Origin of the sequence: Sphingobacterium sp. BIGb0165 (assembly GCF_024810095.1) — a bacterium.
Classification (GTDB): Bacteria; Bacteroidota; Bacteroidia; order Sphingobacteriales; family Sphingobacteriaceae; genus Sphingobacterium; species Sphingobacterium detergens.
On the sequence record NZ_JANUEB010000004.1, the window covers coordinates 71,502 to 97,571 of the forward strand.

General features: G+C 40.6%; 23 protein-coding genes. 17 read left to right on the forward strand and 6 right to left on the reverse strand.

What is annotated here, in order from left to right; genetic code table 11:
* Positions 1 to 149 precede the first annotated feature (149 nt).
* Entirely contained in the window at positions 150 to 1,316 is a 1,167-nt protein-coding gene (locus tag M2408_RS09675; RefSeq protein WP_259181271.1) for a FecR family protein, read from the reverse strand.
* Positions 1,317 to 1,391: 75 nt separating this feature from the next.
* On the reverse strand, positions 1,392 to 2,000 hold the full coding sequence (locus M2408_RS09680; RefSeq protein WP_259181273.1) for an RNA polymerase sigma factor: 609 nt from the start codon (positions 1,998 to 2,000) through the stop codon (positions 1,392 to 1,394).
* A 260-nt stretch (positions 2,001 to 2,260) separates the two neighbouring features.
* On the opposite strand from M2408_RS09680, the gene M2408_RS09685 reads away from it, so the two are divergent.
* From M2408_RS09685 to M2408_RS09720, 8 genes are all read left to right on the forward strand, one after another.
* Positions 2,261 to 2,497 (forward strand): hypothetical protein, encoded by a 237-nt coding sequence (locus M2408_RS09685; RefSeq protein ID WP_259181274.1) that lies wholly within the window; start codon positions 2,261 to 2,263, stop codon positions 2,495 to 2,497.
* A gap of 311 nt (positions 2,498 to 2,808) precedes the next feature.
* Positions 2,809 to 3,330, forward strand: coding sequence for a sigma-70 family RNA polymerase sigma factor (locus M2408_RS09690; RefSeq protein WP_259181275.1), 522 nt, complete (start codon positions 2,809 to 2,811; stop codon positions 3,328 to 3,330).
* Between the two features lie 108 nt (positions 3,331 to 3,438).
* Positions 3,439 to 4,611 carry a FecR family protein gene (locus M2408_RS09695; RefSeq protein ID WP_223583145.1) on the forward strand — a complete coding sequence of 391 codons (1,173 nt, stop codon included), beginning with the start codon at positions 3,439 to 3,441 and terminating at the stop codon, positions 4,609 to 4,611.
* 203 nt (positions 4,612 to 4,814) lie between these two features.
* Entirely contained in the window at positions 4,815 to 8,216 is a 3,402-nt protein-coding gene (locus M2408_RS09700) for a TonB-dependent receptor (protein ID WP_259181276.1), read from the forward strand.
* A gap of 2 nt (positions 8,217 to 8,218) precedes the next feature.
* Positions 8,219 to 10,123, forward strand: a complete 1,905-nt coding sequence (locus tag M2408_RS09705; RefSeq protein ID WP_259181277.1) for a RagB/SusD family nutrient uptake outer membrane protein — start codon at positions 8,219 to 8,221, stop codon at positions 10,121 to 10,123.
* Positions 10,124 to 10,140: 17 nt separating this feature from the next.
* Positions 10,141 to 11,424 carry a DUF5000 domain-containing lipoprotein gene (locus M2408_RS09710; RefSeq protein WP_259181278.1) on the forward strand — a complete coding sequence of 428 codons (1,284 nt, stop codon included), beginning with the start codon at positions 10,141 to 10,143 and terminating at the stop codon, positions 11,422 to 11,424.
* A 33-nt stretch (positions 11,425 to 11,457) separates the two neighbouring features.
* Positions 11,458 to 12,168 carry a DUF4998 domain-containing protein gene (locus M2408_RS09715; RefSeq protein WP_259181279.1) on the forward strand — a complete coding sequence of 237 codons (711 nt, stop codon included), beginning with the start codon at positions 11,458 to 11,460 and terminating at the stop codon, positions 12,166 to 12,168.
* 263 nt (positions 12,169 to 12,431) lie between these two features.
* Positions 12,432 to 13,298 (forward strand): hypothetical protein, encoded by an 867-nt coding sequence (locus M2408_RS09720; RefSeq protein ID WP_259181280.1) that lies wholly within the window; start codon positions 12,432 to 12,434, stop codon positions 13,296 to 13,298.
* Between the two features lie 252 nt (positions 13,299 to 13,550).
* Here M2408_RS09720 and M2408_RS09725 read toward each other — a convergent pair whose 3' ends face one another.
* Both M2408_RS09725 and M2408_RS09730 read right to left on the reverse strand, forming a co-directional pair.
* A complete protein-coding gene (locus M2408_RS09725; protein ID WP_259181281.1) occupies positions 13,551 to 14,264 on the reverse strand; it encodes a LytTR family DNA-binding domain-containing protein in 714 nt (237 codons plus the stop codon).
* Complete coding sequence (locus M2408_RS09730) at positions 14,261 to 15,208, reverse strand: sensor histidine kinase (RefSeq protein WP_259181282.1); 948 nt, start codon at positions 15,206 to 15,208, stop codon at positions 14,261 to 14,263. Before M2408_RS09730 ends, M2408_RS09725 begins: the two co-directional genes overlap by 4 nt.
* A gap of 313 nt (positions 15,209 to 15,521) precedes the next feature.
* Between M2408_RS09730 and M2408_RS09735 the strand changes: the two genes are divergently transcribed.
* The 8 genes from M2408_RS09735 (at position 15,522) to M2408_RS09770 (ending at position 23,682) form a co-directional block, all read left to right on the forward strand.
* Complete coding sequence (locus M2408_RS09735) at positions 15,522 to 15,974, forward strand: hypothetical protein (RefSeq protein ID WP_259181283.1); 453 nt, start codon at positions 15,522 to 15,524, stop codon at positions 15,972 to 15,974.
* A gap of 55 nt (positions 15,975 to 16,029) precedes the next feature.
* On the forward strand, positions 16,030 to 17,091 hold the full coding sequence (locus M2408_RS09740) for a serine hydrolase (RefSeq protein WP_259181286.1): 1,062 nt from the start codon (positions 16,030 to 16,032) through the stop codon (positions 17,089 to 17,091).
* Positions 17,092 to 17,460: 369 nt separating this feature from the next.
* Positions 17,461 to 18,261: an AraC family transcriptional regulator gene (locus tag M2408_RS09745; RefSeq protein ID WP_259181288.1), complete on the forward strand. Its 801-nt coding sequence runs from the start codon at positions 17,461 to 17,463 to the stop codon at positions 18,259 to 18,261.
* A gap of 99 nt (positions 18,262 to 18,360) precedes the next feature.
* A complete protein-coding gene (gene estT, locus M2408_RS09750; RefSeq protein ID WP_259181289.1) occupies positions 18,361 to 19,209 on the forward strand; it encodes a macrolide hydrolase EstT in 849 nt (282 codons plus the stop codon).
* Positions 19,210 to 19,276: 67 nt separating this feature from the next.
* The gene (locus tag M2408_RS09755) at positions 19,277 to 19,495 is read left to right on the forward strand and encodes a DUF4287 domain-containing protein (protein ID WP_259181291.1); all 219 of its coding nucleotides are present in this window, start codon (positions 19,277 to 19,279) and stop codon (positions 19,493 to 19,495) included.
* A 194-nt stretch (positions 19,496 to 19,689) separates the two neighbouring features.
* A complete protein-coding gene (locus M2408_RS09760) occupies positions 19,690 to 20,058 on the forward strand; it encodes a BlaI/MecI/CopY family transcriptional regulator (RefSeq protein WP_259181294.1) in 369 nt (122 codons plus the stop codon).
* Positions 20,059 to 20,062: 4 nt separating this feature from the next.
* Complete coding sequence (locus M2408_RS09765) at positions 20,063 to 21,175, forward strand: M56 family metallopeptidase (protein WP_259181296.1); 1,113 nt, start codon at positions 20,063 to 20,065, stop codon at positions 21,173 to 21,175.
* A 98-nt stretch (positions 21,176 to 21,273) separates the two neighbouring features.
* The gene (locus M2408_RS09770) at positions 21,274 to 23,682 is read left to right on the forward strand and encodes an outer membrane beta-barrel family protein (RefSeq protein WP_259181298.1); all 2,409 of its coding nucleotides are present in this window, start codon (positions 21,274 to 21,276) and stop codon (positions 23,680 to 23,682) included.
* Positions 23,683 to 23,834: 152 nt separating this feature from the next.
* Here the strand turns inward: M2408_RS09770 and bla are convergent, their stop codons facing one another.
* Entirely contained in the window at positions 23,835 to 24,722 is an 888-nt protein-coding gene (gene bla / locus M2408_RS09775) for a class A beta-lactamase, subclass A2 (protein WP_259181299.1), read from the reverse strand.
* A 9-nt stretch (positions 24,723 to 24,731) separates the two neighbouring features.
* Positions 24,732 to 25,181, reverse strand: coding sequence for a DUF6265 family protein (locus tag M2408_RS09780; RefSeq protein ID WP_259181302.1), 450 nt, complete (start codon positions 25,179 to 25,181; stop codon positions 24,732 to 24,734).
* A gap of 317 nt (positions 25,182 to 25,498) precedes the next feature.
* Between M2408_RS09780 and M2408_RS09785 the strand changes: the two genes are divergently transcribed.
* Positions 25,499 to 26,068 (forward strand): RNA polymerase sigma-70 factor, encoded by a 570-nt coding sequence (locus M2408_RS09785; RefSeq protein WP_259181304.1) that lies wholly within the window; start codon positions 25,499 to 25,501, stop codon positions 26,066 to 26,068.
* Positions 26,069 to 26,070 lie beyond the last annotated feature (2 nt).

Sequence of the window (26,070 nt, forward strand, 5' to 3'; positions counted from 1 at the left end):
CAATAGTATTTTTGTATTTTTTTTATACATTTGTTAAGCTGAAATATGTGTTAAATCGGATCGAGAAATTCATTTGCCTATTCCGGCTATAGGCCAGTAGTGTTACGACCACTATTGGCTTTTTTTGGAATTAGACATTAGGTTGTGTGTTATTTTGTTTCTACAATAAGCCTCCTTCCTTGCATCCCTACCTGAATGCTTTTAAACGTTTTTAATAGATTCAATACTTTTTCAAAAGGCCAGGACCGCGGTATTCTTCCTGTAAAGGTTTCATTTGTTGCGGTGCCATTATAGTGGATGTCCACATTATACCAACGCCCCAGTTCGTCGATAACGCTGCCGATATCAGCATCCGTAAAGTCAAAATACCCTTCTTTCCAGGCGATTACCTCAGCGGGATCTACATTTTTTACGGACATCGAATGTGCGGCGACAATGCCTTGTTCACCAGGCTTGAGGATAATGCGTTGATGGGTATTGGTCAGGGCGATGGAGCCGCTTAAGAGGGTCGTTTTGGCACTAGATTTGGCGTTGTAGGTATTGACGTTAAAGTGTGTGCCTAGCACTTCGATCAGTTGATTTTCAGACTTCACCCGGAAGGGCATGGCAGTGTTGTGCGCCACCTCAAAGTACACTTCACCGGTGATCGTCACTTCCCGCGAAGAACCCTGGAAGGCTGAAGGGTAGGTGATCGAAGATTGTGCATTCAACCAGACCTGGGTGCCGTCGGCTAAGGTCAACTGGTATCTGCCACCCCGCGGGGTAGAAAGTGTATTGGAATGCACCTTGCTGACCTTTTTGCTGGCTGTATAAACTAGATTGCCCGGTTTCAGTTTGTTGATATGAATGTTACCTTCGGCGCTGAGTTCCCCGTTTTTGGAGTTATCCAACAGGATCTTTTCACCATTACCGAGTGTTAAGGTGGCTTGATCCGTTCCGGGATTGATGGTGCTGCTCTGCTCTTTGGTACTGATGGGCAGCTTGTCAGCCTGCTTCTGGAAGATGTAAAATGAGACTGCACAAAGGAGAACTAAGGATGCGGCAGCTTGCCATAGCCTATTACCCGGATTCAGGAAAAATCGCTTTTTGGACATTTCTGCTACGGGGGCTGTCTCCAGATCAATCTGGTCGAAGATCTTTTCCTCCAGTTGTTTTTTTCTGACCGCACGCTCTTCGGAGCTTAAACCATCGATGAGATCTGGATTAGCTTCAAATGAAGCGTACCAATCTTCAAGCAGCAGCAGCTCCTCTTCGGTTATTGTTCCTGCTTCGTACTTAGCGAGTATATCGAGTATCTGTTGATTTTGATCGTCCATTTCCTTTGCTTTATACTAACTAGTACCCTAAGTATTCAAAAGCGGGAACAGGAATTTCAAAAAAAATGATTTTACTTAATTTTTGTACATATACAACAGCAGCACCAGATAGAAAATATCCATTTGATGTTCTTTGATTTCGCTGCGCATGATATTCATGGATTTCGTAATGTGCTTACGGACCATAGCCACAGAAATGTTCAATTGGTCGGCAATATCCTGATTTGAACGTTTTTCGAAACGACTCAATAGAAAAACCTCTTTGCAGGTGGCTGGCATTTTTTCGGTGATCTGAAAAATCTCGGCATGGATTTGTTTCGCCTCGAGGATATTGTCGGGCTGAATAGGAGCGGTATACCCGCTGTAGGCTACTGTTTCGATATATTTATCCTGGATCTTTTGCGCCCGATAGGTTTTAAAGACCTGAAATTTAATCGCTGTTTTTAAGTAAGCCGAAAGGGAATGGCTGAGTTGGATTTCCTTCCGCCGTAAATAAAAATTGACAAAAACATCCTGAACGATTTCCTCTGCCATAGCAAGGGAGAGCATCCTTTTCCCTGCAAGATTGATCAAAGGTTCCCAATAGCGGTTATAGAGTTCGGAAAAAGCGGCTTTATTGTCTTCCGATTGAACCAAATCGAGCAGTTCCTGATCTGTAAGCGCTGTAAATTCATAATTAGCCATGATAATTAAGCAAAGACCAAATATAGATAGGCAATTATACCTCTGCGTTTTACGAATATTAATAAATTATTAATATTCATTTGATCTGTTGTAGCGCTGGAGCACTATCATTTTTTTATTCTTTACTTTTGACTATTGTTGTTTAATGGTCAAAAATTTTTATATTTGTTACGCTAAATAACGAGCATATGGTCTAAGCTGATCGGGACAATCGGTGTGGAGCTATGAATTTCGTCATGGATCAAAAAATATAGGGAAAAATGAAATATTACTTACTAACCTTTGCTGTTTCGGCCCAGGTGCTGGCCAAACGTGCCGATCTAATAACCTATCTCAGTCGGCATATTGCTGATCTAAAATATATTTCGGCAGACTTACAGGATAAACTATGTACGATCACGGTACGGACCCAAAAACGTGATGAAGCCGCGATTCTGAATCTGATCACGATCAGGGGATTTAAGGCTGCATTTTTATCGGCAACCGAAGGCGCATAAAGCGCGCTTTGATTTAAGGCAGCCAACGTTTCATAGCGCCCGCATGAATTCGGCGCTTTTTGCTTGCCCGCATAGACGATCGGGAGCCCCGGCAGATAACCGGGCCAATCGGTACGATGATCGACGATACTTGATCCCGGAATGAATTGATCCTTGCTTATGGTTATACAGGGATCAATTCTATTCATAGGACAGACTGAAAAATTGCGAAGCCTTTCCTGTTAAAATAGTATGAATATAGTTTTAAATTACTATATTAACCACCGAAAGTAATCGATTTTAACCAGTTCAGTTTCATGCCGTCGAACCTAATGGAAAATAATATAAAAGCACTATTTGAGCAGAATTATTACGGGCTCGTAGAACTTTCGTGCCGTTTGGTGGGCAGTAACGAGACTGGGGAGGATATTGTACAGGATGTGTTTGTTAAATTGCTGGACAAGGATACTGTCCTTCCAAAAGATACCCAAGCTGCCAAATCCTATATTTATGCGATGGTCAAGAATGCTTCGCTAAGTCATCTCCGAAAAGTAAAGGTAATCCATAATTATCGTCAGGTCAATCCGGCTACTGAAATATCCGATGAAGATCTATTGGAAAATATCATTTATGCCGAAGCCATTAACCAGCTCTATGCTTCAATCCGTAATCTCCCCGAGGCCAGTCAGAATATTTTCAAAATGGCTTACATAGAAGAGAAATCGAATCTGGAGGTCGCTGAAAGCTACGGAATTTCGATCAATACGGTCAAAACCCAAAAACGCAGGGCTATGGCAACAATTAAAAAAGTATTGTTTCCGGTGTTGCGTTCCATCAAAATCCTATTGTTTTAATTTTTTTTAATTTTCTTGTCATCCTTTCTTCCTGCTCGCGCGTCTTGTTAATAGATGGCGTCTTTTTCCTGTGCCTATAACGGATACATGACCTCATATATTTAAATTATGGAATCAAATTATTTAAGGATAGCTCAATTAATGGAACGGTACCTCAGTGGAACTATAACCGCTGAGGAACTGTTGGAGTTGCAGCAATTTCAGGTATCGTATCCACGGATAAAGATCTGGTTGGAGAATAAAGAGGTCAAACAGGACGAAATTCGCGAACTGCTGAATGCGCATATGAACAATGATATTCAGCTCAAGTGGGAATCTACCTTAGCCAAGGCTCACTTATATCGTAAGCGACAAAAAAAAGGAAGATGGTTGGTGGCAGCTTCTATTGTCGCGGCCCTCTGTCTTGGAGTCTGGGCGGTCTCGTATTTTTCCGGAGTTGAAAAAGCACCCCTAGTTGCTCAAATAAATAAAAATGTACTTCCGGGAAAACAGCAGGCCGTGTTGACCTTGTCAAATGGCGAGACGATACGCTTAGGAGGGAACGACAGTACGACAATCCGCGAAGGTGGAAATCTGATGAAAATAACCGATAACCAATTGGATTATGCAACGACAAGCAAAGACGAGGTACATATCCATAAACTTAGTGTACCAGTTGGTGGGACCTATCGTGTTCAGTTAAATGATGGAACAGTTGTCTGGTTAAACGCCGATTCTGAAATAGAATATCCTTCTGTATTTACGGGCAGTGAACGACGCGTAGCGATTAATGGCGAAGCCTTTTTTGAGGTCGCAAAGGATCCTTCGAAGCCATTTCGCGTAAAAGTGGGCGAATCTACTGTTGAGGCGGTGGGTACAGCTTTTAATATCAATACGCACCTCAAACAAGGTCAGATCAAGACCATACTGACCGAAGGGAAGATAAAAGTAAGTGTCGCGGACGAGTCGGTATTGATCGGTCAAGGAAACGCAACATTGATCAACAATAGACAGATCACTGTGGTAAAAGCGGATACAGAAGAAGCCCTCGCCTGGAAGGAAGGTTATTTCTATTTTGACGGAAAAGACCTCAAGAGTATCATGAACGAGGTTGCCCGTTGGTATGATATTGATGTCGAATATAAACATGCGGTCAGTGAAGAAAAATATCAAGGGGGAATCAAACGAACCGAATCTATCCAGGCGGTATGTGCGGTATTGGAAGGGGTAACCGGTCTGGATATCCAGATCAACAATAGAACATTAGTGATAAAATCAAAAAGGAGGTCCATGATAAAGTAATCAACATGCAATACCAAAGAATCTTAAAAAAAACTGGAGGTACGGGAATACCCCCAGTCAGTATATAAGGTTCTAAACGAACTATAGTACTAACACAATTACAAGTAAAACCTTATCTAATCAAATGTATGGAATTTAAGTATATATGGCAAAATCTATTTGTCAGATGGCGTAGCCATATGCTGTTCAAAACACTACTAACCATGAAACTTACTGTATTTCTCGTAATTATGGGGACGTTGAGTGCAGCTTCAAAAGGTCTGGCCCAGAAAGTTAGCCTTAAATTGAACAATTCAACGATGGAAAATGCCTTGGGAGCAATTAAAGCGCAGACAGGTTATCGCTTTATTTATAAAGAAGCTACCTTAAGGAAGGCTTCCAGTGTCAATATCAATTTGACAAAAGTACCGTTGGAACTTGCTTTAAAACAATTATTGCAAAACCAGCCTTTAGATTATCAAATGTACGAAGGGACGGTTGTCATCGTACCGAAGCCTACGAAAAAGAACCCCTCACCGGGTATGGTAAGCAGCACGATCCAGCGTGAAGTGCAAGTGACAGGTACGGTCAAGGACTCCCTCGGTACCATATTGCCCGGTGTAACCATCCATCTCAAAAGCAAACCTAGTGTAGGAACGACCACGGACCTCAACGGTAATTATATTCTCAAGGTACCTGCCACGGAGGTACTGGTATTCAAAATGGTAGGTTATCGTACTGAAGAGGCTCCAATCGCTGGACGGACTAAAATCGACATTATTCTAGAGCAGTCTTCGGCTTATGTGGATGAAGTTGTCGTGACGGCATTTGGTCAAAAAACCTTGCGGGAGAGTGTGGTCGGTGCGGTTACTACCGTATCTCCGCGCGAGTTGCGTACCGGAAGTAGCAATCTTACCACAGCCTTACAGGGTAGGGTTGCGGGGATGATTTCTTTTCAGCGCAGTGGTGAACCGGGGCTCGACAATGCAGACTTCTTTATCCGCGGTGTGGGGAGCTTCGGTGTCAATAATTCGCCGCTGATCTTGGTTGATAATATGGAGGTTACCGCGAATGATCTCGCCAGGATCCCTGTGGATGATATTGAAAGCTTTTCGGTGCTGAAGGATGCCGCAGCGGCGGCCGTATACGGTTCTAGAGGAGCGAATGGTGTATTGCTCGTGACGACCAAAATGGGGAAAGAGGGCCCTGCACGTCTTAATTTTCGCGTGGATCAACGCCTGTCGGCACCCACAGAAAAGGTGAAGATCGCAAATCCGGTCACCTGGATGAAAATGCAGAATGAGGCCTATATGACCCGCGACCCGCTGACAGAACGTCGAAACCTATATTCTCCCGAAAAAATTGCCCGTACAGAAATTGGAGATGATCCCTATGCCTATCCCGCTGTCGATTGGCTCGGTATGTTGATCAAAGAAAAAACCAATACCCAGAACTATAACCTGACTATTACCGGAGGAAGTCAGATTGCGCAGTATAATATCAGTGGGAATATGACCAGGGACTTTGGCTTGATCAAAGTGGATCCCCTGAATAATTTCAATAACAATGTTGATTTCAAGGTGTATAACCTTCGGAGCAACATCAATATCAATGTGACCAAGTCGACCACTCTTGCGGTAAGAGCATTGGCCAATCTTCAGGATTACAGTGGTCCGATTGTGGGGGGAGCTGATGCATTCAGATATGCCCTGCGTTCAAACCCGGTTCTTTTTCAACCTGTATACAGACCTGGAATAGAACAATCCTATATCCGGCACCCTATGTTTGGAAATGCAGAGGATGGACGTTATCTAAACTCCTATGCCGAGGTGGTAAAGGGGTACCAAAACTACAAGCGCAGCAATATTGTGCTTTCTGTCGAATTGAATCAAAAACTGGATTTCCTGACGGAGGGGCTCCGTTATCGTGGCATGCTCAACGTGACGCGTAATTCTTATTTCGCCGAAAATAGACAGTACAAACCTTTCTATTATGAGTTTATGGGGTATGACGCAAGCCATTCGCCCTATTATAATCCACTCAATCCTGAGCAGGGAACAGAATATCTGGATTATAGCCCCGCAGATCGCACCAACGCTGCTATCTTCCGTCTGGAAAATCAGATCCTCTATGACCGTACATTTGGCAAACACGCGCTCAGCGGAATGTTTTTAACAGCAATCCAGGACCGTGTGGAGCCTGATACCCGTACCCCATCTTTACTGAATACATTGCCTTACCGCAATGTTTCCTATTCGGGACGGTTTACCTATTCGTTCGATAAACGGTATTCCGCAGAATTTAACTTTGGATATAACGGCTCAGAACGCTTTGCAGATAAACATCGCTGGGGATTTTTCCCATCAGCGGGCCTTGCCTGGAATGTACAGAATGAAAGCTTTATGGAACCCTACCGGGATGTTGTTTCACTCCTTAAATTGAGGGCTACACACGGTCTGGTGGGAAATGACGTGATTTCTGCGACTAGTTCCCGCTTCTTTTATCTTTCGGATGTAGAGCTCAATTCGGGGAATCAGTCCTATACATGGGGGATGCCCGGAGAAACCCGCCGAACGATCAATGGTATCGATATCAGACAATACCAGAACAACGACATCACCTGGGAGATTTCCAGACAGTCCAACCTAGGTCTTGAGCTAGGGCTTTTTAAAAGCGCATTTAAATTGACTGTTGACTATTTCAACCAAAAGCGCTCGAATATCGTGCAGACGAGAGCTTCCATTCCATCTACGGCAGGTTATTCGGCGAATATCCTGGCCAATGTTGGCAAGTATAGTTCGCGGGGTGTTGATGCCGAAATGAACTATTCAAAATCTGTAAACTCCGACCTATGGTTTCAGGCCCGGGGTACTTTTACTTACGCGACTGGTAAATACGTTAATTACGAAGAACCGCAATACGAATACCCTTACTTAAGTAGGATTGGCCTAAGTGCCACACAGCAAAGAGGATATGTTGCTGAAAGATTGTTTATTGATGACGATGAAGTACGCAACAGTCCGGCACAAACTTTTTCTGAGCAGGTACTCGGCGGGGACATAAAATATTTGGATATCAATAAAGATGGCGTCATTAATTCCAATGATATGGTGCCTATTGGATTGCCGACAACTCCCGAGATCAATTATGGTTTTGGCTTGAGTACGGGCTATAAACGACTTGATTTTTCTTTCTTTTTTGCAGGCATGGCGCAGACCTCCCTGTTTATCAATCCGACTTATGCCGGATCTGCTCCATTTGGCAGTGTAACGGCGCCGAATGCCGTGCTACAGGTGTGGGCAGACAGCTATTGGTCAGAAGGTAACCAAAATCCATATGCCCTATGGCCACGATTGAGTAGTACGCCGATGGCGAATAACACGCAGACAAGTACATTTTGGATGCGTAATGGTAATGTCTTTCGTCTCAAACAGGTCGAACTGGGATTTGAATTAAATCCGGCAGTCGCCAAACGCTATAAATTTCAGCGGTTTAGAGTCTATGCCAGCGCAACCAATTTGCTGAAATTCAGTAGTTTCAAAATGTGGGATCCTGAGCTCGGTGGTAACGGATTGGGCTATCCGCTACAACGGGTGTTTAACCTTGGTATTAATGCAAGCTTTTAATTATGAAAAGAGAAATTACAAAATATTTAATTGGTGTGTTATTGGTCATTGCCAGCGCATCCTGCAGTAAATATGTAGATGTCGTACCGGATAATGTACCGATACTCGAACATGCTTTTGCAAGTAGGGTAATGGCCGAACGCTATCTGGCTACATGTTATAATGCCATGCCTAATTTTAGTGGTTACAATGCTAACCCCGCCATTATGGGTGCCGGAGAGATATGGACAAATGAACAGATTGCGTCTGCCGGTAAAAACATTCTCCGTGGCGCACAGAATGCGGATAGCCCTTTGCTCAACGAATGGGATGGTACATCCAGTCTCTGGCGCGGTATTTCGGATTGCAATATCTTTATAGATAGTATCGGTCAGGTACCGGATATGCCTATCGAAGAACGTGATAAATGGAAAGCTGAGGCAACATTTCTCAAAGCTTTTTATCATTATGAATTGTTGAAACGTTATGGACCTATTCCTATCATGGACAAATTTATCCCGGTAGGGTCGGATTTGGAAAACTATGCCGTTGAGCGGCAGCCGGTCGATGATGTGTTTACCTATATTATCAAAACGATTGATGGTGCCATGGAGTTTCTTGACCCCAATGTGGTTGATGTAAATGCCGAAATGGGACGTGTGAACCGGATAGCCGCTAAGGCAATCAAAGCAGAAGTACTGGTGTACGCTGCAAGTCCGCTGTTCAATGGCAACCAATCGTTGGTGGCGACGATCAAAAATCAGAACGGCAAGCAGCTCTTTAATACCACTTATTCGGCTGAGAAATGGATCAGTGCCGCCAATGCATGCCGGGAGGCTATTGAAGCAGCTGAGCAGGGAGGGAAGTCGCTATTTGTCTGGCAAGCGCCTCCCGGAGTTAACATCACCCGTCCTGAGGCTATCGCACAGCTGAGCTCGAGATTGGCTTTTAGCCAAAATAAAGATAATACGGAAGGACTCTGGTTTTACTCCAATAATCTGATCAGCAACGACGTTCAGCTATCCTATATGCCACGCGGATGGGATGCCAATACACAGTCGAATGCAAGTATTCGTTCCTTTCTTTCGGCTAGTCAGAATATGATCGCTAAATACTATAGCGCCAATGGAGTACCCATAGACGAGGACAAAAGTTATCCTTATAGCCAACGTTTTGAGGTGGTCAACGTGACCGATCCCAAATACCAATATGATGTGGCCCTCAACAACCAGACTATTCGCCTACATTTGGACCGTGAGCCACGTTTCTATGGCAATATCTCTTTCGATGGTGGACGCTATTTTATGCGGAGCAACGCCACAGAAGCAGGAGCCTTTAGTACCTTTTATAGGCTGGGGGGAAATGTGGGGATAAACAATGGTACTTACTATAACGTCACGGGATACGGTGTTAAAAAGTATGTGAACTATGAAAATACCTTTGGGGCTTCCAATTCAATGAGTATTGTATCCTTCATTGCTCCAGTGATCCGCTTGGCAGACCTTTACCTGCTTTATGCCGAAGCACTTAACGAAGTGAACGGCCCAACGGCGGAAGCAATATCTTATATTGATAAAGTACGTGCCAGAGCAGGGCTAAAAGGGGTAGAAGCAGCTTGGCAGGAGTACTCAATCTACCCAAGCCGCCCCGCGACAAAGGATGGTTTGCGGAAAATCATAAAGGATGAGCGGACGATCGAACTCGCATTTGAAGGTAAGCGTTTTTGGGATCTACGCCGTTGGAAAGATGGGACGGAGGAATTGAGCAAGGAGGTCGTGGGCAATGATGTGAATCAGCAAAACCCCAACCTTTACTACAGACAGATGGTATTCTATTCCCCGAGTTTTACAGAGCGGGATTACTTTTGGCCGATCAGCCGCGCAGAGTTGCGTAGAAATCCCAAAATGGTTCAAAATTATGGATGGTAGTTTTTAAAATAATGAATATGAACTTAGTATATAACACAAAAGGATTACTTAGACTTTTGATCTTTGTGGGGCTATCTATTGCTCTTTTCCAGGCCTGTAAGGAGGATGTGGGGATACAGCCGATCAAAGAGGGCGCAGTAGCGGGGCAGGTGACAAATGTGCGTACCTATGCATTGGCCGGTGCTGCTGTAATCAAATATGACCTTCCTACAGACAAGGATTTCCGCTATGTAAAAGCGGTCTATGTATTGAACAACGGCAGTCGTGTAGAGACTAAATCTACCCAGTACAAGGATTCGCTTCGGGTGGAAGGATTTTCTGTTGCGGGCAGATATAATGTCGAACTTTATTCTGTAAGTGTTGGCGAGGTCGCGTCCAAGCCGATTGTCGTAACAGTCGACGTCGCTACACCTTATAATCGACTGATCTCGGAGGGCCTGAAAAATGATTCAAAATTTAATTCCACCTATGGCGGAGTCAATATTTACATTGACAATAAAGAGAAACAACCGCTGGTTGTCATTGTTATGAAAAAGGATGCGGAAAACAACTGGAAAAATATTGATACAGCCTATACGAGCCTGGAAACGCAGACCTTGCGTGTACGCGGTATAAGCGAAGGCCTGAGCACTTTTGGGGTATTTATTCAAGATAAATGGCGCAATAATTCGGATACCATCGTAAAGGAACTGGCGCCACTGGAAGAAATATTGATTCCGAAAGATACCTGGCAGCTGACCCAGATTGCGGTAGGTGCCATCGGCGGAGATTGGGATACGTTTAATGGAACTTACGGCGGACGTAGTTTGAAATATAAAACATTATGGGATAACAAGATGACATCACATGGAGATGAGGCCTGGTTTGCATCGACACCAATTCCTTTTTCTTTCTCAATTGATCTTGGCGCACAGTCTATCCTAAGCCGTATCAAAACCTGGCCACGGATGTCTGATTTAAATGGATCTTATACGACCACCCATGTGAAAAAATTCCAGGTATGGGGATCAAACAATCCAGATATGAATGACCCAAGCTTTGACAAATGGTTTCTATTGGGAACTTTCGAAAGTATAAGACCTTCGGGATTACCCTTCGGACAGGCTGCCACAACGGATGACAAAAATTATGTAAAACAAGGTGAAGAATGGGATTTTCCGGATGTGAACCCTGCAGACCCACGTTATAAGAACCGCTATATCCGTATCAAGGTATTGAGTACATGGAATGGTATTGAAGCTTCAGACAAAAATCCTTCTGCTATTATCATGTCCGAGATCACCCTCTGGGGACAACGTTAGCAGATGATTATCTAATAGTAATGAGTGAAAATTATGAAAAGAAAAATAATATATATAGCTGCGCTGATAATTGGACTGGCAGCCTGTAAGAAGGAAGATCACTATTATAAGGCCTATTTGGAGAATGCTGAGCGCTACTATCCCGGAGCATTGGATTCATTGGCAATATATCCCGGCAACGGGAGAGCTCAGGTGCATATGCGTTTGAGCACCGATCCAAAGATAAAGCGGGTACGCCTGGTTGTAACCAATGATTTAAATGCACTGCGGGACACATTGTATTATAATATTGCAGCTTCAGAGATCGGAAAAGAAAAAAATATCTTTCTGGACAAACTGAAGGAAACGCGCTATACGGTCAGTGCCCGTGGCTTTAGTGCAGAAGGAGACAGTTCGAAGGCGATGACAGCAACGACATCCGTGGAGGGTGAACGTTACGGTGCGACGGTCTTGAGCCTCAATAGGGTATTCAACAATTTTACGACTTCGCCAAGTGGCCGAAAACAGGCTCTATTTTTCGTTGAGACCGTAGGTAGCGGTTTTTCGCCATTACAGGGGACGCGGGTATATTTTGATAGATCAGATAATAAGCGTGATTCAATTTTCTTGGCGCCATTGGATTTCGCTGTGGAGTTTCCCACTGACATCCAGCCCAAAGGAAGTATTTCTTTTGTCAGCTATTATAAAAAGTCCATGTTCTCCTTGGATAATTTCCAGACCAATGAGAAGGTGGTCAGTTATTAGCCTTGCAGATTAACCTAGTAGGATGCTGTTTCAATTTACTGAAACAGCATCCTACTAGCTGTTATTGCGATGCTGTTTTTTATGTAAATTATAGCTAGTAGCTGTTTTGATCTTTTGTTGCTGATACCAATTATTTTCAAGTTATCCTGTTAAACTAGCGTTTTGTTGTTTAATTAATACTTTTTTATTACTTAATTAATGAAATATTTTATAGGTTTGTCGGATCTTACGGTCCGGTTAATTATTGTGTAATTTATATTTCTATGTTAAAATATTTAAGTGTTTTTGCTTTTTCGACTTTACTTGTCTTTAGCTGTTCAGATAAATACGAACAGTTGGGCCAAGACGATGATAAGGAAACCAAAGAAGAGACAGTAAGCCAGCGACCATTGCATCTTGTTGCAAACACTAAAAATGCAGGTATTTATGATATGGTGATCTTCACCTTAAAGGACAGCACATATAAAGGACCCAATGAATCGATTGCGGTACCATTGATGTATAACGACCTGGATTCACTTATCTGGGAAATTGATGGTAACTATCAGAAGTTTAGCCTTTTACGCAGGTTTGGGGGTGGTTTTTCTTTTACATCGGAATGGGGGCATCATTTCTACCTTCCTGGTACTTATAAAATCTTTTTATCGGGTTATAAGGACAATAATAGGCTGGTAAGGGATTCGATGAACGTGAATATTGCGGCCTCAGCTGATTTTTTGAATGTCAGTTGGGATCAGGTTAAAAATCTAGGTCAAAATACAGGCTACACAAGCAATGGCACCTTGGGTTATGAGTTTCAGGTTCTGAATAGAAATAGCGATCATGTATTATCTTCCACACTCACGGTCACATTTGATTCCACAGATTTTAGGAAACCGAATCCTGACCTGGCTGATAACGAACGTGCGGCGCTTTCAGCCTATATCACGCAGTTGTATGGGAAAGCAGCTTTTGAAGGTGATGAAGCGGTTTTAAACCAACAGTTTAAGCAACTTTTTAAATCATCGATACCGAAAGATAAAGTGCTGAAAATCTGGAAAACAAAGAAATCCAATATTGCCTTGTTGTACCGGAAGCGTGAAGAGAGTGATGTTTTTCATTATTGGGTGCATGCCGAGCCTGTTAGTTAAGGGTGCAGATTGCAGGCAAGGCTGACTGTTTTGTGGTAAGCGAAGGCGATCAGTCCCTTTGACGATGAAGAGATGTATCTAAAGATGGGAAAGTTAATTATCAATATATAAGTAAATAGCCGCAGGATTTCCACGGCTATATCCTTAAACAGATTGTTTCTATTCTTCGGATGCTTTTTTCAATAGTTCTGGCCCTTGTTTATTGACAATTTCCATTTCCGTTTTCACAGCAAACATGGTCCTGTTGTTGCGCTAAATGGATCTATTTTTAATAATACCAGCAAAAATATCCTTGTAAGTTGTCCCGATAGGGATCTTGTCTTCCTGGATAAAGATGTGTAGTGCATCGATTTTGCTGATATGATTGATGTTGACAATAAAAGAATGATGCACTCTTACAAAGGACTCCGGCAGGCGTTCGGCGAGTTCCTTCATTCTTTTATAGCACATCTGCTTGCCCTGGATGGTGTGCAAGAAGACATATTCTCTGGAGCCTTCAATATACTTCAGATCACGAAAATTGATCTTCACTGTTTCATAGCCTATTTTTATAAAAAATGAATCCTGCTGATCTTCGGATTGAAGCGTGGGAACACTGGCATCCGGCTGTGCAAACTGATCCTTCACTTTTGTAATGGCTGAAAGAAACCTGTTGAATGAGATGGGTTTCAAGAGATAATCAACCGCATTTTTTTCATAACTATCAACTGCATATTCCGAATAAGCAGTGGTAAAAATAATTTTAGTATTCGGAGGGAGCATACTTGCCAGTTCCAGTCCATTGAGTCCCGGTAGGTTAATGTCCAGAAAAATAAGATCAATATTGTTGTGACCGATATTTAGGACTGCTTTTTCACTTTCAAAATAAACACCACAAAGTTCCAGAAATGGAATCCGGCTGACATAATCTTCCAAAAGCTTGGCTGCATTAGGCTCATCATCTACTATTACGCATTTTATTTTCATGTTTTCGGGATCATTAAGGTTGCTATAAACTCGCTCCCTTTCTGGGAGCTATATAGTTTATAATTATCTGCATAAAGCAGCGTCAATCTTTCTTCCAGATTTTTTAGCCCTGTTCCCGATTGATTAACTTTATATGGATCAGGATGAAGTCTGTTTCTGATAAGAAAAGAAATGTGCTGTGCTCTTATCTGTATTTCAATAAATATATAGTTATCAGGGCTTGTTTTGTCTATGCCATGTTTGAGCGCATTTTCAACTAAAGGAACCATCAGCATGGGTGGTACAAATATTCCCGCCTCTTCATTACTATTTATTTCAATAGCGATCGGATTATAGCAACGTACCTGTTCCAGATCCATGATATTCTTTATAAACAAGATCTCTGTTTCTATTGGGATTTTCTCCTTCATGTTGATTTCTAGAAAGAAACGCATAATCTGCGAGAGTTTCTCGATCAGCAGCGCTGCTTTTGGGCTTTCCTTGTAGGTTTCATAATAAATATTATTCAGTGAATTAAAGAGGAAGTGTGGCTGCAGCTGGGCTTTCAACAATTTCATTTCAGTGATCAGCTGTTTTCTTTCCATCTCTTTCTGTTTTTTCATAATGATGAAGGACATAGAAACATGTTTGAGTAAGACCGCCAGCACCAGCGCAATGAAATTGGTCACCAATACGTAAGAAATATGAGCCGTACTGCTGTTAAAAAAAGAATTACCACTAAAAAGTAGAGCAACAAAGTGAGTTTCCACAAATATTCTGATAAATGATACCAGCGCAAAAGTGAGCAGCAATGTGATGGAAAACGATACTTTATTTGCATGGTACAATTTAGGGTATAAAAATAAGGTGTAAGTGTACACAATGGTCGCAAACGAAAGGAAAGCTACGGTAGCGATGGCCACAGCGTAAAGTGCATCACCTATACGTAGATAGGTATATAGCATAAATAGTATATAAACAATGAACCATCCCGATAGCTGGTACCAAAAAAAAATATTCCTGTTGAACATATCTGATCTGTAGATATAAGAGTCTAAAAATAGTGATATCAGACCGATCTCAAAAGAGATCCGAACTAATATTGGCGGTATTTCAATAAACAGTATCATTTATTCAGCAAAAAGGTAATTTGGGTCAACAGATCATCCTGTGGCATGAATTATACCGCCTGTTAAAAGTATTGCTCTATGTGTTGAATCACCGATACAACCACATGCTGTTCGATTTATATTTGTTGCTGTAATATAATGACAGTTTATGAAAACGCTAGCTTTATGTCTTTTTGTTTTTGTGTTCGGAAGATTATCCGAACAGTTTTCCCTATCCGCACAAATTGTTGTCGATCAGCAGGAAATCCCCGATACATTGGACGAACAGGACAACTGGGATTCCGTCATGCTTAGATTTGCTTTGGAGATACACGTAGATCGATGTTATACGAGCGAGGGACAATCTACGATAGGGGAATTAGAAGATCATATCAAAGGAATAGAGCCTGACAACAAACAAAAGCGTATTTTAAGAATTGTTAGCATCAATACCACCAATATTGCAGCACAGGCTGCCAATGCGATTGAATATCCCAAACGATTATTGGCCGACTACATCAGTCTGCTTCCAATTGTTGCATGGAATATATTGCGCAGTACAGTATTTCAAAATACAGAACACACATGTAAAGTTGGACTTTCGAAACTTTGTATAAATTAGTTTTGTAAAAATAGTCCTAGCGGCAATTATACAGCCTATCCTAAATAAAAAAACGATGAAACTAACAATTAATTTTTTAGCCTTTTTTTTCGCGACACTATTTCTTAGTTCTAGTGTTTATGGTCAACGAATAGACGACTATTCTTCCAAAATTGACAGTTTAATTCAAACTGCAAACCCAAGAACTTTTAATGGCGTTATTCTGATCACAGAAGATGGAAAGACGAAATACGCGAAAGCATTTGGATATTCCAATATGGAGCGCAAGGTGCCAATAAGCTTAGAAGACAATTTCAGGATTCAGTCGAATAGCAAACAAATCACAGCAGTTTTAATTTTAAAAGAGGTTGAAAAGGGTAATATAAGTTTAAACAAACCAATCGGAACCTATCTGACTGACCTAAAACAACAATGGGCTGATACAGTTACGGTACATCAGTTACTGAATATGTCAGCAGGTATTGTGAGTCTCGACAAGCCATTGGCATTTAAACCGGGTACAGACTTTTACTATAGCAATCCGGCTTATGGATTATTGGGACGATTGATTGAAAGCACTACTGGAAGAAAATATGTAGACGTAGCAAATAGTTTATTTAAGGAGTTAAAAATGAAACATACTTACTGCTATGAAATAGGCAAAACCAACCAGGGGCTTATCAATGGATATGTGCGATCAAAAGACTCCATTAGTTTCGTAGATTTTAAAACCTTGAATTTTACCAATGAATCCTGGTCAAATTTCATACCGACCGGAGGCATTATCTCCAATGTGACTGATTTAAACATTTGGGACACAAAACTTCATAATGGCAAAATACTGAAAACAACATCTTATGTTGCTATGGTAAATTCGACAAACATTGATCCTGATTTTACCTTTAGTGAAAAGAAATCGAAATACGGATATGGAGTGAACATCAACGAAGAAGAACCAATAAAATATATTGGACACGGAGGAAGGGGATTAGGCTTTGTAAGCCTTAAGATTTATGTGCCTGCTAAAAAACTGAATTTAATCATCTTGGAAAATACGTATGATAGAAATACGGATATCGTTTACTTTTTTGAAAAAAAAATCAGACAGATTGTAATGAATAGCAGTCTTGTAAAATAGTAACTAACTGTCACAAAAAACCAAGGGAAACCAAAGCAAGTGTATCTTACATGAATACAGAAAAGCACTGGAACCGTCATGGTTCCAGTGCTTTTCACTGGGTTATTTTTGGGATTTATTAACTATCATGGGCTGTATATACGGCTTATATGACAATTTATCTCCTTTCCACAATAATATCGAACTTTATGCTTCCACCTTTTCCACCTTTAGGAATCACATTCTTTATGCCTATCAAAGAACTTAAATCAGATCCCTTGGCATTTGCCGGAAATGTAAGTATCGGCGCTCCTCCATATCCATTTTGAGCTATTCCCTTTGTTTCTAGTGATTAATTTTCGTAAATTCTCACGTTCTAAATACGATAAGATGAACTACGAAAAAGTATATCCTAAGGAAAGTATCAAGCATTTTGTTTGCTTTTTCTGGAATTTTGAAGCCGATTTTGAAGTAACGTCTTTGTACCAGCATTCATCTGTAGCGTCGATATATCCGAAATTAGCATTTCAATATATTCCGGGAATGAAAATTTCCAAAAATCATGAAGTAACCAATTTGTTCAATAGCGGTTTTCAGTCGCAAACAGATACCTTTTGCCAGCTGTCCGCCGAACAAAAAGTAGGTGTCTTCGGAATCTATTTTCAACCTTATGCTATACCATTTCTCTTTGGCCTTCCTACATCCGAAATTACGAATCAAAATATTGAAATAGCTGAATTATTGGGGAAGGATGGTGTTTTTTTAGAGGAAAAGATTTTGAACTGTGTAAATACACAAGAAAGAGTCGCTGTTATCACGGAATATCTAGAACAAAGGATAAATAAATTTTCACCAAGGCTAGAGGATACCATTGCTGCAATACAGCATATTGTTTTTCATAAGGGGAGCATGAAAATTACAGAAGTTCTCGGACAACAATTTCTATCTCAGCGGCAGTTTGAACGTAACTTTAAGTTATTGACAGGCTTTTCTCCTAAAAATTTCTCAAGAATTGTCCGTTTTGAAAAAAGTATTGAGAATGCCATTAATCAAGATTTGTCATTGACCGAAGTAGCATTGCAGGCTGGTTATTTTGACCAATCACATATGATTAGAGAATTTAGAGCTTTTACCGGTAAAAAGCCGGTAGCCTATTTTTCTGAGGACTTGTCATTATTCGTAAAAGAATAAATGTCGAATTTATACAATCCTAATTTGTAAGCTGATGGTACTTTTGGGAATGAAAAGAATCGGAATTTTTTACTCATTATCATTTTAATAAATAGTTGTATGAAATCACATCCTGAAAAAACAATTATCAAGAATGGAATTTCCATTTATACAGAGCATTTTGGACAACCGGGAAATCCAGCGATTTTATTAATAGCTGGGGCAACTGTTTCGCTATTATATTGGGATAAGGAGTTTTGTGAAAAATTATCCCAAAAAGGTTTTTTTGTCATTCGTTACGATAACAGAGATGTCGGAAAATCAACAACAGGAAAACCAGGTTCCATCTCTTACAGTATTGAGGATCTTGCCGATGATGCAATTCATATTTTAGATGGATATCATATCAGACAAGCAAATATAATGGGAATTTCTTTAGGAGGTTTGATCGGCCAAATTATAGCGATCAAGTATCCTGAACGGATTGGTTCACTCGTTTTAATGTCTACTGGACCATGGGGTACACCTGATCCCAAAGTTCCCGAAATGGATAAGAAGGTGATCGACTTTCAGCTCAAAGCAACACATGTAAATTGGGATGATGAAAAGGCTACAGTAAATTATATGCTGGAAAGTTCGCATCTGATGGCTGGCAAAAAAACAATAAACTATGCAAAAGAAGAAAAAAGAATTCGGGCGGATTTTCATAGATCCATAAATTACCGCAGTATGTTTAACCATGCCTTACTACAAGGAGGGGAGGTCTATTATGATCGGTTAAGTGAGATCAAATCACCAGCATTGATTATTCATGGTTCTGATGATAAAATATGGCATTTTGGACATACGGACAAACTATTATCGGAGATTAAAAATTCGGAACTTTTGAAATTAAATGGTACCGGACATGAACTTAATGATAATGATTGGGATATTATCATAAACAGATTGAGCGAATTCCTGAAGTAGTCGATTGTTGAAGGAAATTTCGAAAAATGTGGACTTTAAAGTATAAATTAACAAAAAATAAAATATTATGTCATTTCAAACCTATATTAAAAATATTGAAGAAAAGACGGGAAAGTCCCGCGTTGATTTTGAAAAGCTAGCTATTGAAAAAGGGTTTACTGAGGAGGGAAAATTAAAAAAAGGAATAAAGGCAACCGAAATCGTTAATTGGCTAAAAGAGGATTTCGAATTAGGTCATGGACATGCCACTGCGATGTATGCCTATGTTACGGGGAAACGTGAGTAAACATAAATTGTATGATCGTTTTCCACTGAATCAAAGACCATTCTAAACAGTGCTTTAGTATTTTACATTGCAATCCGTTATCAGTAGATTTTTTAGGCATTTCCTGGCTCGGATGGAAGTTTTTAAATAAAATTAAAAACTTAGTTGCATCAACTAAGTTTTTAGCTGATATTTGTTTAATAAAAAATAAATGGATGGATATTAAAGATTTAACCAAAGTAGAGAGTCAGTTGATGCAGGTACTATGGAAATTGGAAAAAGCCTTTGTTAAAGAAATTATCAGTGAACTGCCAGATCCTAAACCAGCCTACAGTTCGGTTTCTACGATCATCAGAATTTTAGAAAACAAAGGGGTAATCGCTTACGAAGCATTTGGGAAAACACATCGTTATTATCCGCTCATTACAAAGGAAGAATACATGCTATACGAGACGGAGAAGTTATTGGACAACTATTTCTCCAGTTCAGTACAGGATATGTTTTCGTTTTTTGTCCGTGAAAAAAAGGTGGATATGAAGGATGCCGAGCAATTGCTGAAGATGATTGATAAAATGGAGGATTAATAATATGGAAGGACAATTCTATCTGCTTTCGGCCAGCATTCTGCTTGGCATATTTTATCTTTTTTATCGGTTATTGTTCTTCCGTACAACCTTTTTTCAGTTAAATCGGATCTACTTGCTGTCTGCTCTGTTTCTCTCCTTAACGATTCCAATCCTGGATATTTCCACTTTTTTTGAACTTTCAAAAGTAGATGTATGGACGATTACCTTAGCCGCAGCGAATGAGGGACAGGTTACAACTACACTGCATGACAGCATGGGATGGTTATTCTTAATTTATTGGATAGGGGTGATCGCTCAGGCGATCCTACTGGTCATCAAATTTTGTGCAATTAGCAAGCAATTGAAATTGCCCGCAGGGGATAGGGCCTTTTCGTTTTGGCGAACGAAAGTAATCAATCCGGAGCTACCAAACTATAAGGTGATTGAAGCGCATGAAAATGTGCATATCAGGCAGCTGCATACACTTGACTTGCTGATAGTGGAGCTGATCCGACTGTTTTTTTGGTTCAATCCGCTAATCTACTGCTATCAAAGAAGCTTAAAATTGGTTCATGAATATCTCGCAGATGCATATACAGTTAAACTCGTAGGAAGTAAAAAGGAATATGCGATGATGTTATTTTTGCGCAACTTTCATGTGGACCCATCCTTGGTAAATAGTCTAAGCAATCCCTCGCTATTGAAGTCACGTGTAAAGATGTTGGATAGCAAGAGATCATCACCCTATCATTTTATAAAATATGGTCTTAGCTTTCCGCTCATCGCTGTCATGCTGGTCCTTTGTTCCAGTACAAGCTGTTTTAATCGGGTTGATCGGGATGAATATGTGCAGAAAGCAAGTTTTCCAGGTGGACAGGGGGCATTTGGCACGATGCTGATAAAAAACTTAAGTGGGGTATCGGACAAAAAGGGACAGGTGACCCTACACTTTATTGTGGAAGCGGATGGGCGTATTAGTAATGAAAAGATTGTAAAAGGTCTGGATGAACTGAGTAATGATGCGGTTTTAAGAGCGGTCAAGCAAAGTCCCAAATGGTATCCGGCACAGCAAAACGGTAGAAAGGTAAGATCTGCTTATCAAATTAATGTAAATTTTTCAACTGATAATCAGTGATATATGTTTTATGTCTAATAAATTAGTTGTGTTGGCTAATTTATTAGTTTAACAACTAAAGTATTAGTTGTATGTTTGGGTAATCAAATATCCAAATTATGACTTTGCTCTTCTTTAGGTCTTTACCTGTTTGCTGCCTGTCAGTTTTCCTATTGTTATGCAGTAGCGTATATGTAGCTGCCCAATCCAAACTTAGCAAGATAACGGCTGTAGTATTGGATGAGCACAATGCTGTGTTACCCTTTGTACAGCTCACCTTAAAAAGCGGGAAGGACTCCGTCTCCATCGCTACTGTTCTTGCTGACGAAAAGGGTTACTTTATGTTCGAAGTGGCAAAGGGAAGCTACTTGCTCGAGGGGAAGCTGTTGGGCTATACCACATTCTATTCTAAACCTATTGATATCACAGGTAAAGAGCATATATCACTTGGTGTCATCCAGATGCGCGCAATGTCCAAGCGGTTAACGACAGTGGATGTCGCAGCGAAAGCGGCTTTTGTGGAACGTCGCGTAGACAGGATCATTGTCAACCTGAATGGGATGGGGGCGGGTGCTCCAATAATGGATGTAATGAACCAATTACCGGGGGTAACGGTCACACCCGACGATCGAATCAGTCTGAATGGCAAATCTGTACAGATCTATATCGACGGTAAAGCGACAACAGTCCCGGCAGAAGCTTTAGCAGGGATGTTAAAAGGGCTATCCGCCAACAATGTCCAAAAGGTGGAACTTATTGCACAGCCCTCGGCCAAATATGATGTTGCCGGCAATGTTGCCATTATCAATATCATAAGAAAACGTAACACAAAAATAGGTTTGAATGGTAACGTTTATGCGGGGGGCGGAAAGGGTACATTTGGAAAGGCCAATGCTGGCGGGAGCATTAATTATAAACGCAGTTTCTATAACCTGCTCCTGAACATGGACTACAATTACAACAAGTATTTTTTTGATACCTATATCGGCTCTTCATTTTTGGATAAAAATGGAGCGGAAACGGGAGTATCAATGTCCGAAATTCAGAGTACACGAAGTAATGCCAATTATACGCCAAATCTGGAATTGGACATGTACCTGTCCAAAAAAACGACCTTGTCGGCCTCGGTTAAACCTGGTTTTCAGTTCTTTGACCGCGATGGTGCGGCGCAGATAAAATCAGATGGGCAAGGAGAAACTGAAGTCCAATCGCAATTTGCCAACAAAGTGGATATTCGGGCAACTAACTTTGCGTCGGGATTAAGGTTGCAACATCAGGTGGATACACTCGGACGTGAATTGGCCGTCGATCTGGATTATGTCCATTACATGAACAACAACAATCAGGATAACCTGACGACAACATTCAATCCGCAAGCTGATTTCACGAGCCTGGTTGCGCAAGATCGGATTTTTTCCATCTATGCTTTAAAGGCAGACTATACGCATCCGCTTAAAAATAAACAACAACTGGAAATTGGGATGAAGACAAGTTATATGCATTCGGATAATATGAATGCATATCAGGATGCCTCAACACAACAAAAGGACATATTCAACTATCAGGAAAGTATTTCGGCGCTCTATCTGTTATATGGTGCCACAAAAAACAAAATATCTTATCAATTGGGGCTAAGGGGCGAATATACCGATGGTCGGGGTGAGCAAGTCGAGAAAACGCAGGCTTTTAACCGCAAATATTTTGAGCTATTGCCTTCGTTGCATGTCGATTATAAATTTTCGGAGAATAGCCTTAGTCTGGGACTAAACAAAAGGATAGAACGGCCGAATTATGAAAGCCTCAATCCATTGGTACGTATTATTAGCAATGCCAATTTTCAGCAGGGAAATCCTTTACTTAAACCAGCATTATCCTACAATGCGGACCTATGGTACGGTTATAAAAATGCATTGTTTTTTGGTCTTACATACAGCTATACGAAGGATGATTTTACAAGCTTGTCGGTTCCGATCGATCAAGGTGGTATTACAACCTTACCGGGTAACGCCGATTATGGAAGATATATGACCATGCAGGCGATGTATGGTAAACAGGTATTTCCATGGTGGTACACAAGTACAAATGCAACGCTGTCGAAAAGATCTTTTAAAGGCGAAATAAATGGCCTTTGGTTACATAGTAATGGATTGGCAAGTCTTTCGGCAACATCCTACAATAGCTTTCTTCTCAGTAAAAACTTCTCATTTATGTTTCTGTTCAACTATCGGGGCAAAAGTATGGACCGGACGGTGACCAATGCGTCTTTTGCCTACCTGACTGTGGGGCTGCGGCAGCAGTTTCTCAATAAACGTGCTGCTGTTCAGCTCAATTGTTTGGATATTTTCAACTCATACAAGAATGAGTATCAACAAAACAGCGGAATTGTCCAGCAGCATTGGCGGAATAATTTTGAAACACGGATGATCAAATTAAACCTAAGCTATACGTTCGGCACAACAATAAAAAAAGGACAGAAAAGCAATGGCGCCGAGGAAGAAAAACAGCGTGGTGTCTTAAAAGAAGATTAGTATAAGCTTTAGCTGTTGGTTGAGCGACTTACCAACAGCTTTACTACCTTAATTTTACTCATAATTGCTTTTGTAGTAGGGCTAGGGCGGGGTATATATGCACCTGCAAAATTTACAGCGATAGCTCTTTCAGAAGCGTAACTGAACAGGCGCTATTTGTCGGTAAAGTATTTCCAGGTCGCTTTGGTGATGTCAGCAATTAATTTTTCGCTGTCTTCTCTCTTTTCCGTAATATTCATTAGGTATATCGAAAGCGTAAAATGATGCCCATTGGCCAATTTCACAATACCGATATCATTCATGGCAGCTCTGAGATTTTGCTCGTTTGTATTCGAGATTCCAGTTCTGTGTGCAAGTTCTGTTCCTTGCGGAAGGCCGGCCTTCATCCAGGTAGTTCCTCTGGATGTTTCCACCATGATCTGATAGAGATAGGTGCTGGTTTCTTTTTTTAGTATTTTACCTTGATAGAATTTTTCGAGAAGTAGCGTGGTGGCTATCGGTGTAGTGGTATTAATATAGAGATTGTCCCAGGTTGCCATTTGCTGCTCATTGACTTTGATGGTGACATCTTTAATACCTTGTTGGGTAATAAAATCCTGCACTTTTTCTGGACCGCCAAGAATATTTAATAAGATATCGCAGCCATTATTATCACTGTGGGATACCGTATACCGTAAGAGTTGATCCAGGGTTAGGTAGATATTCCCATTGGGATAATCATCCCGCATGGGGCTCCATGTATTTTCAAGCAGTTCATCTTTTCTGATGAAAAATTTTCGGTCGATCTTTAATTTGCCCTTGTCGACCTGATTAAGCGCAGCAAGTGCAATATGAAATTTGAAGACACTCATCATCGGCATTTTCAAATTTCCGTTGATGCTTAAGGTATCTTTATCTGTTATGCCTTTTATTGAAATTCCAACTGTCGCATTTTTCTGAGCGATAATTTCTTGTAGTTGTTTCTTTAATTGCTGCGTCGATTGTGCTTTGAGCTGAACGTTGATGACCATCAAGGTAAAGATCAGGAATATATTTTTCATCAGAATTGTTTAGAGCTTCTTAAATTCGAATGGAATTTGCAGGCTATCCCCTGATACAGTTGCTTTTAATTGTTCGCCATCTCGCCAATATTTAATCTTGTTTGGGAATGGCAGGGAGTCATTTTTACATTCAAATTGACCAACGTTTATAGTACTCATTTCAAACGAAATAAAATCCTTTTCGTCGGGTGTTTTTACACGCAATTTCCAGTTGTCATCGGTCTTTATAATATTCATTTTTTCTTGATTGATGGTGTCGTCTTTTTGTAATGTAAAAGCAAAACCAGTGTAGGTGGAATCGTTGATTTTCGCCCAATTCTCAAACGTTCTTTTACCGGCCGCTTCGTTGGTACGTTGCCATTTTCCCAATAACCAATCAAAATTTTCCGATTTTTCATTTTGTCTGCTTGTGCATTGTATAAAAACAAAAGCAATTACTACTGCGACTAAAATTTTCATTATTTTCTTTATTTTGATTTAAAAATATAGGTGTAAAAATCAAGGGGATCACAAGCCATTAAATAGAGCTAATATTAGCTTAAATTTAATAAAAAATTCTGGTTATGAGAATATTAAATTAAATAGTAGACCTTTGTAACCCTATTTTTTTGCTCACAAACGATCTGAATCTACCTGCCGACGAGATGGGAACGGAGCTGAAAGCTAGGATATATCTTATATCTGATAAAATTTTAAACAATCGATTGCACGACTTTTAATCTTTTGCAATTTGATTAAATCTCCTATATTTCGCCGACAGAACTGTTTTATAAACAATGGGTAGTATCGATCACCTAAGTAAAGAACATGCCTTTAAGGCTCTTTTTGACCAATACAAAGACGATGTGTTTGGTTATGCTTTACGTTTTTTTAGGTCGCGGGAATTATCCGAAGAATTGGTGCAGGATGTTTTTATGAAACTCTGGCTCAACTGGGAGTCAATCGATGGCGATAAAAATATCAAGTCTTATATCTTCACTATTGCCAAACATACCATCTACAACAAACTAAAGTCTTTTGTCGTACAGCAGACTTATTTGAACGATGTTTTCTACAACTATTCGATCGAAAGCAATGCCGTCGAAGAACTCGTCCATTATAAAGAACTGAAAGGGATCTACGATCAAGCGGTAGAGAAGCTGCCTAGTCAGCGGCAGCGTATCTTTAGACTGAGCCGCGAAGAGAATTTGAGCCATGAGGAAATTGCTGAGCAACTGCACATCTCCAAAAATACGGTCAAGGATCAAATGGTAAAATCACTTAAGTTTATTCGCCATTACCTGGAAGTAAATGCAAATTTAACAAGCTTATTGTTAGTGTTTTATCATTATATTCAAAAAAAATAAAA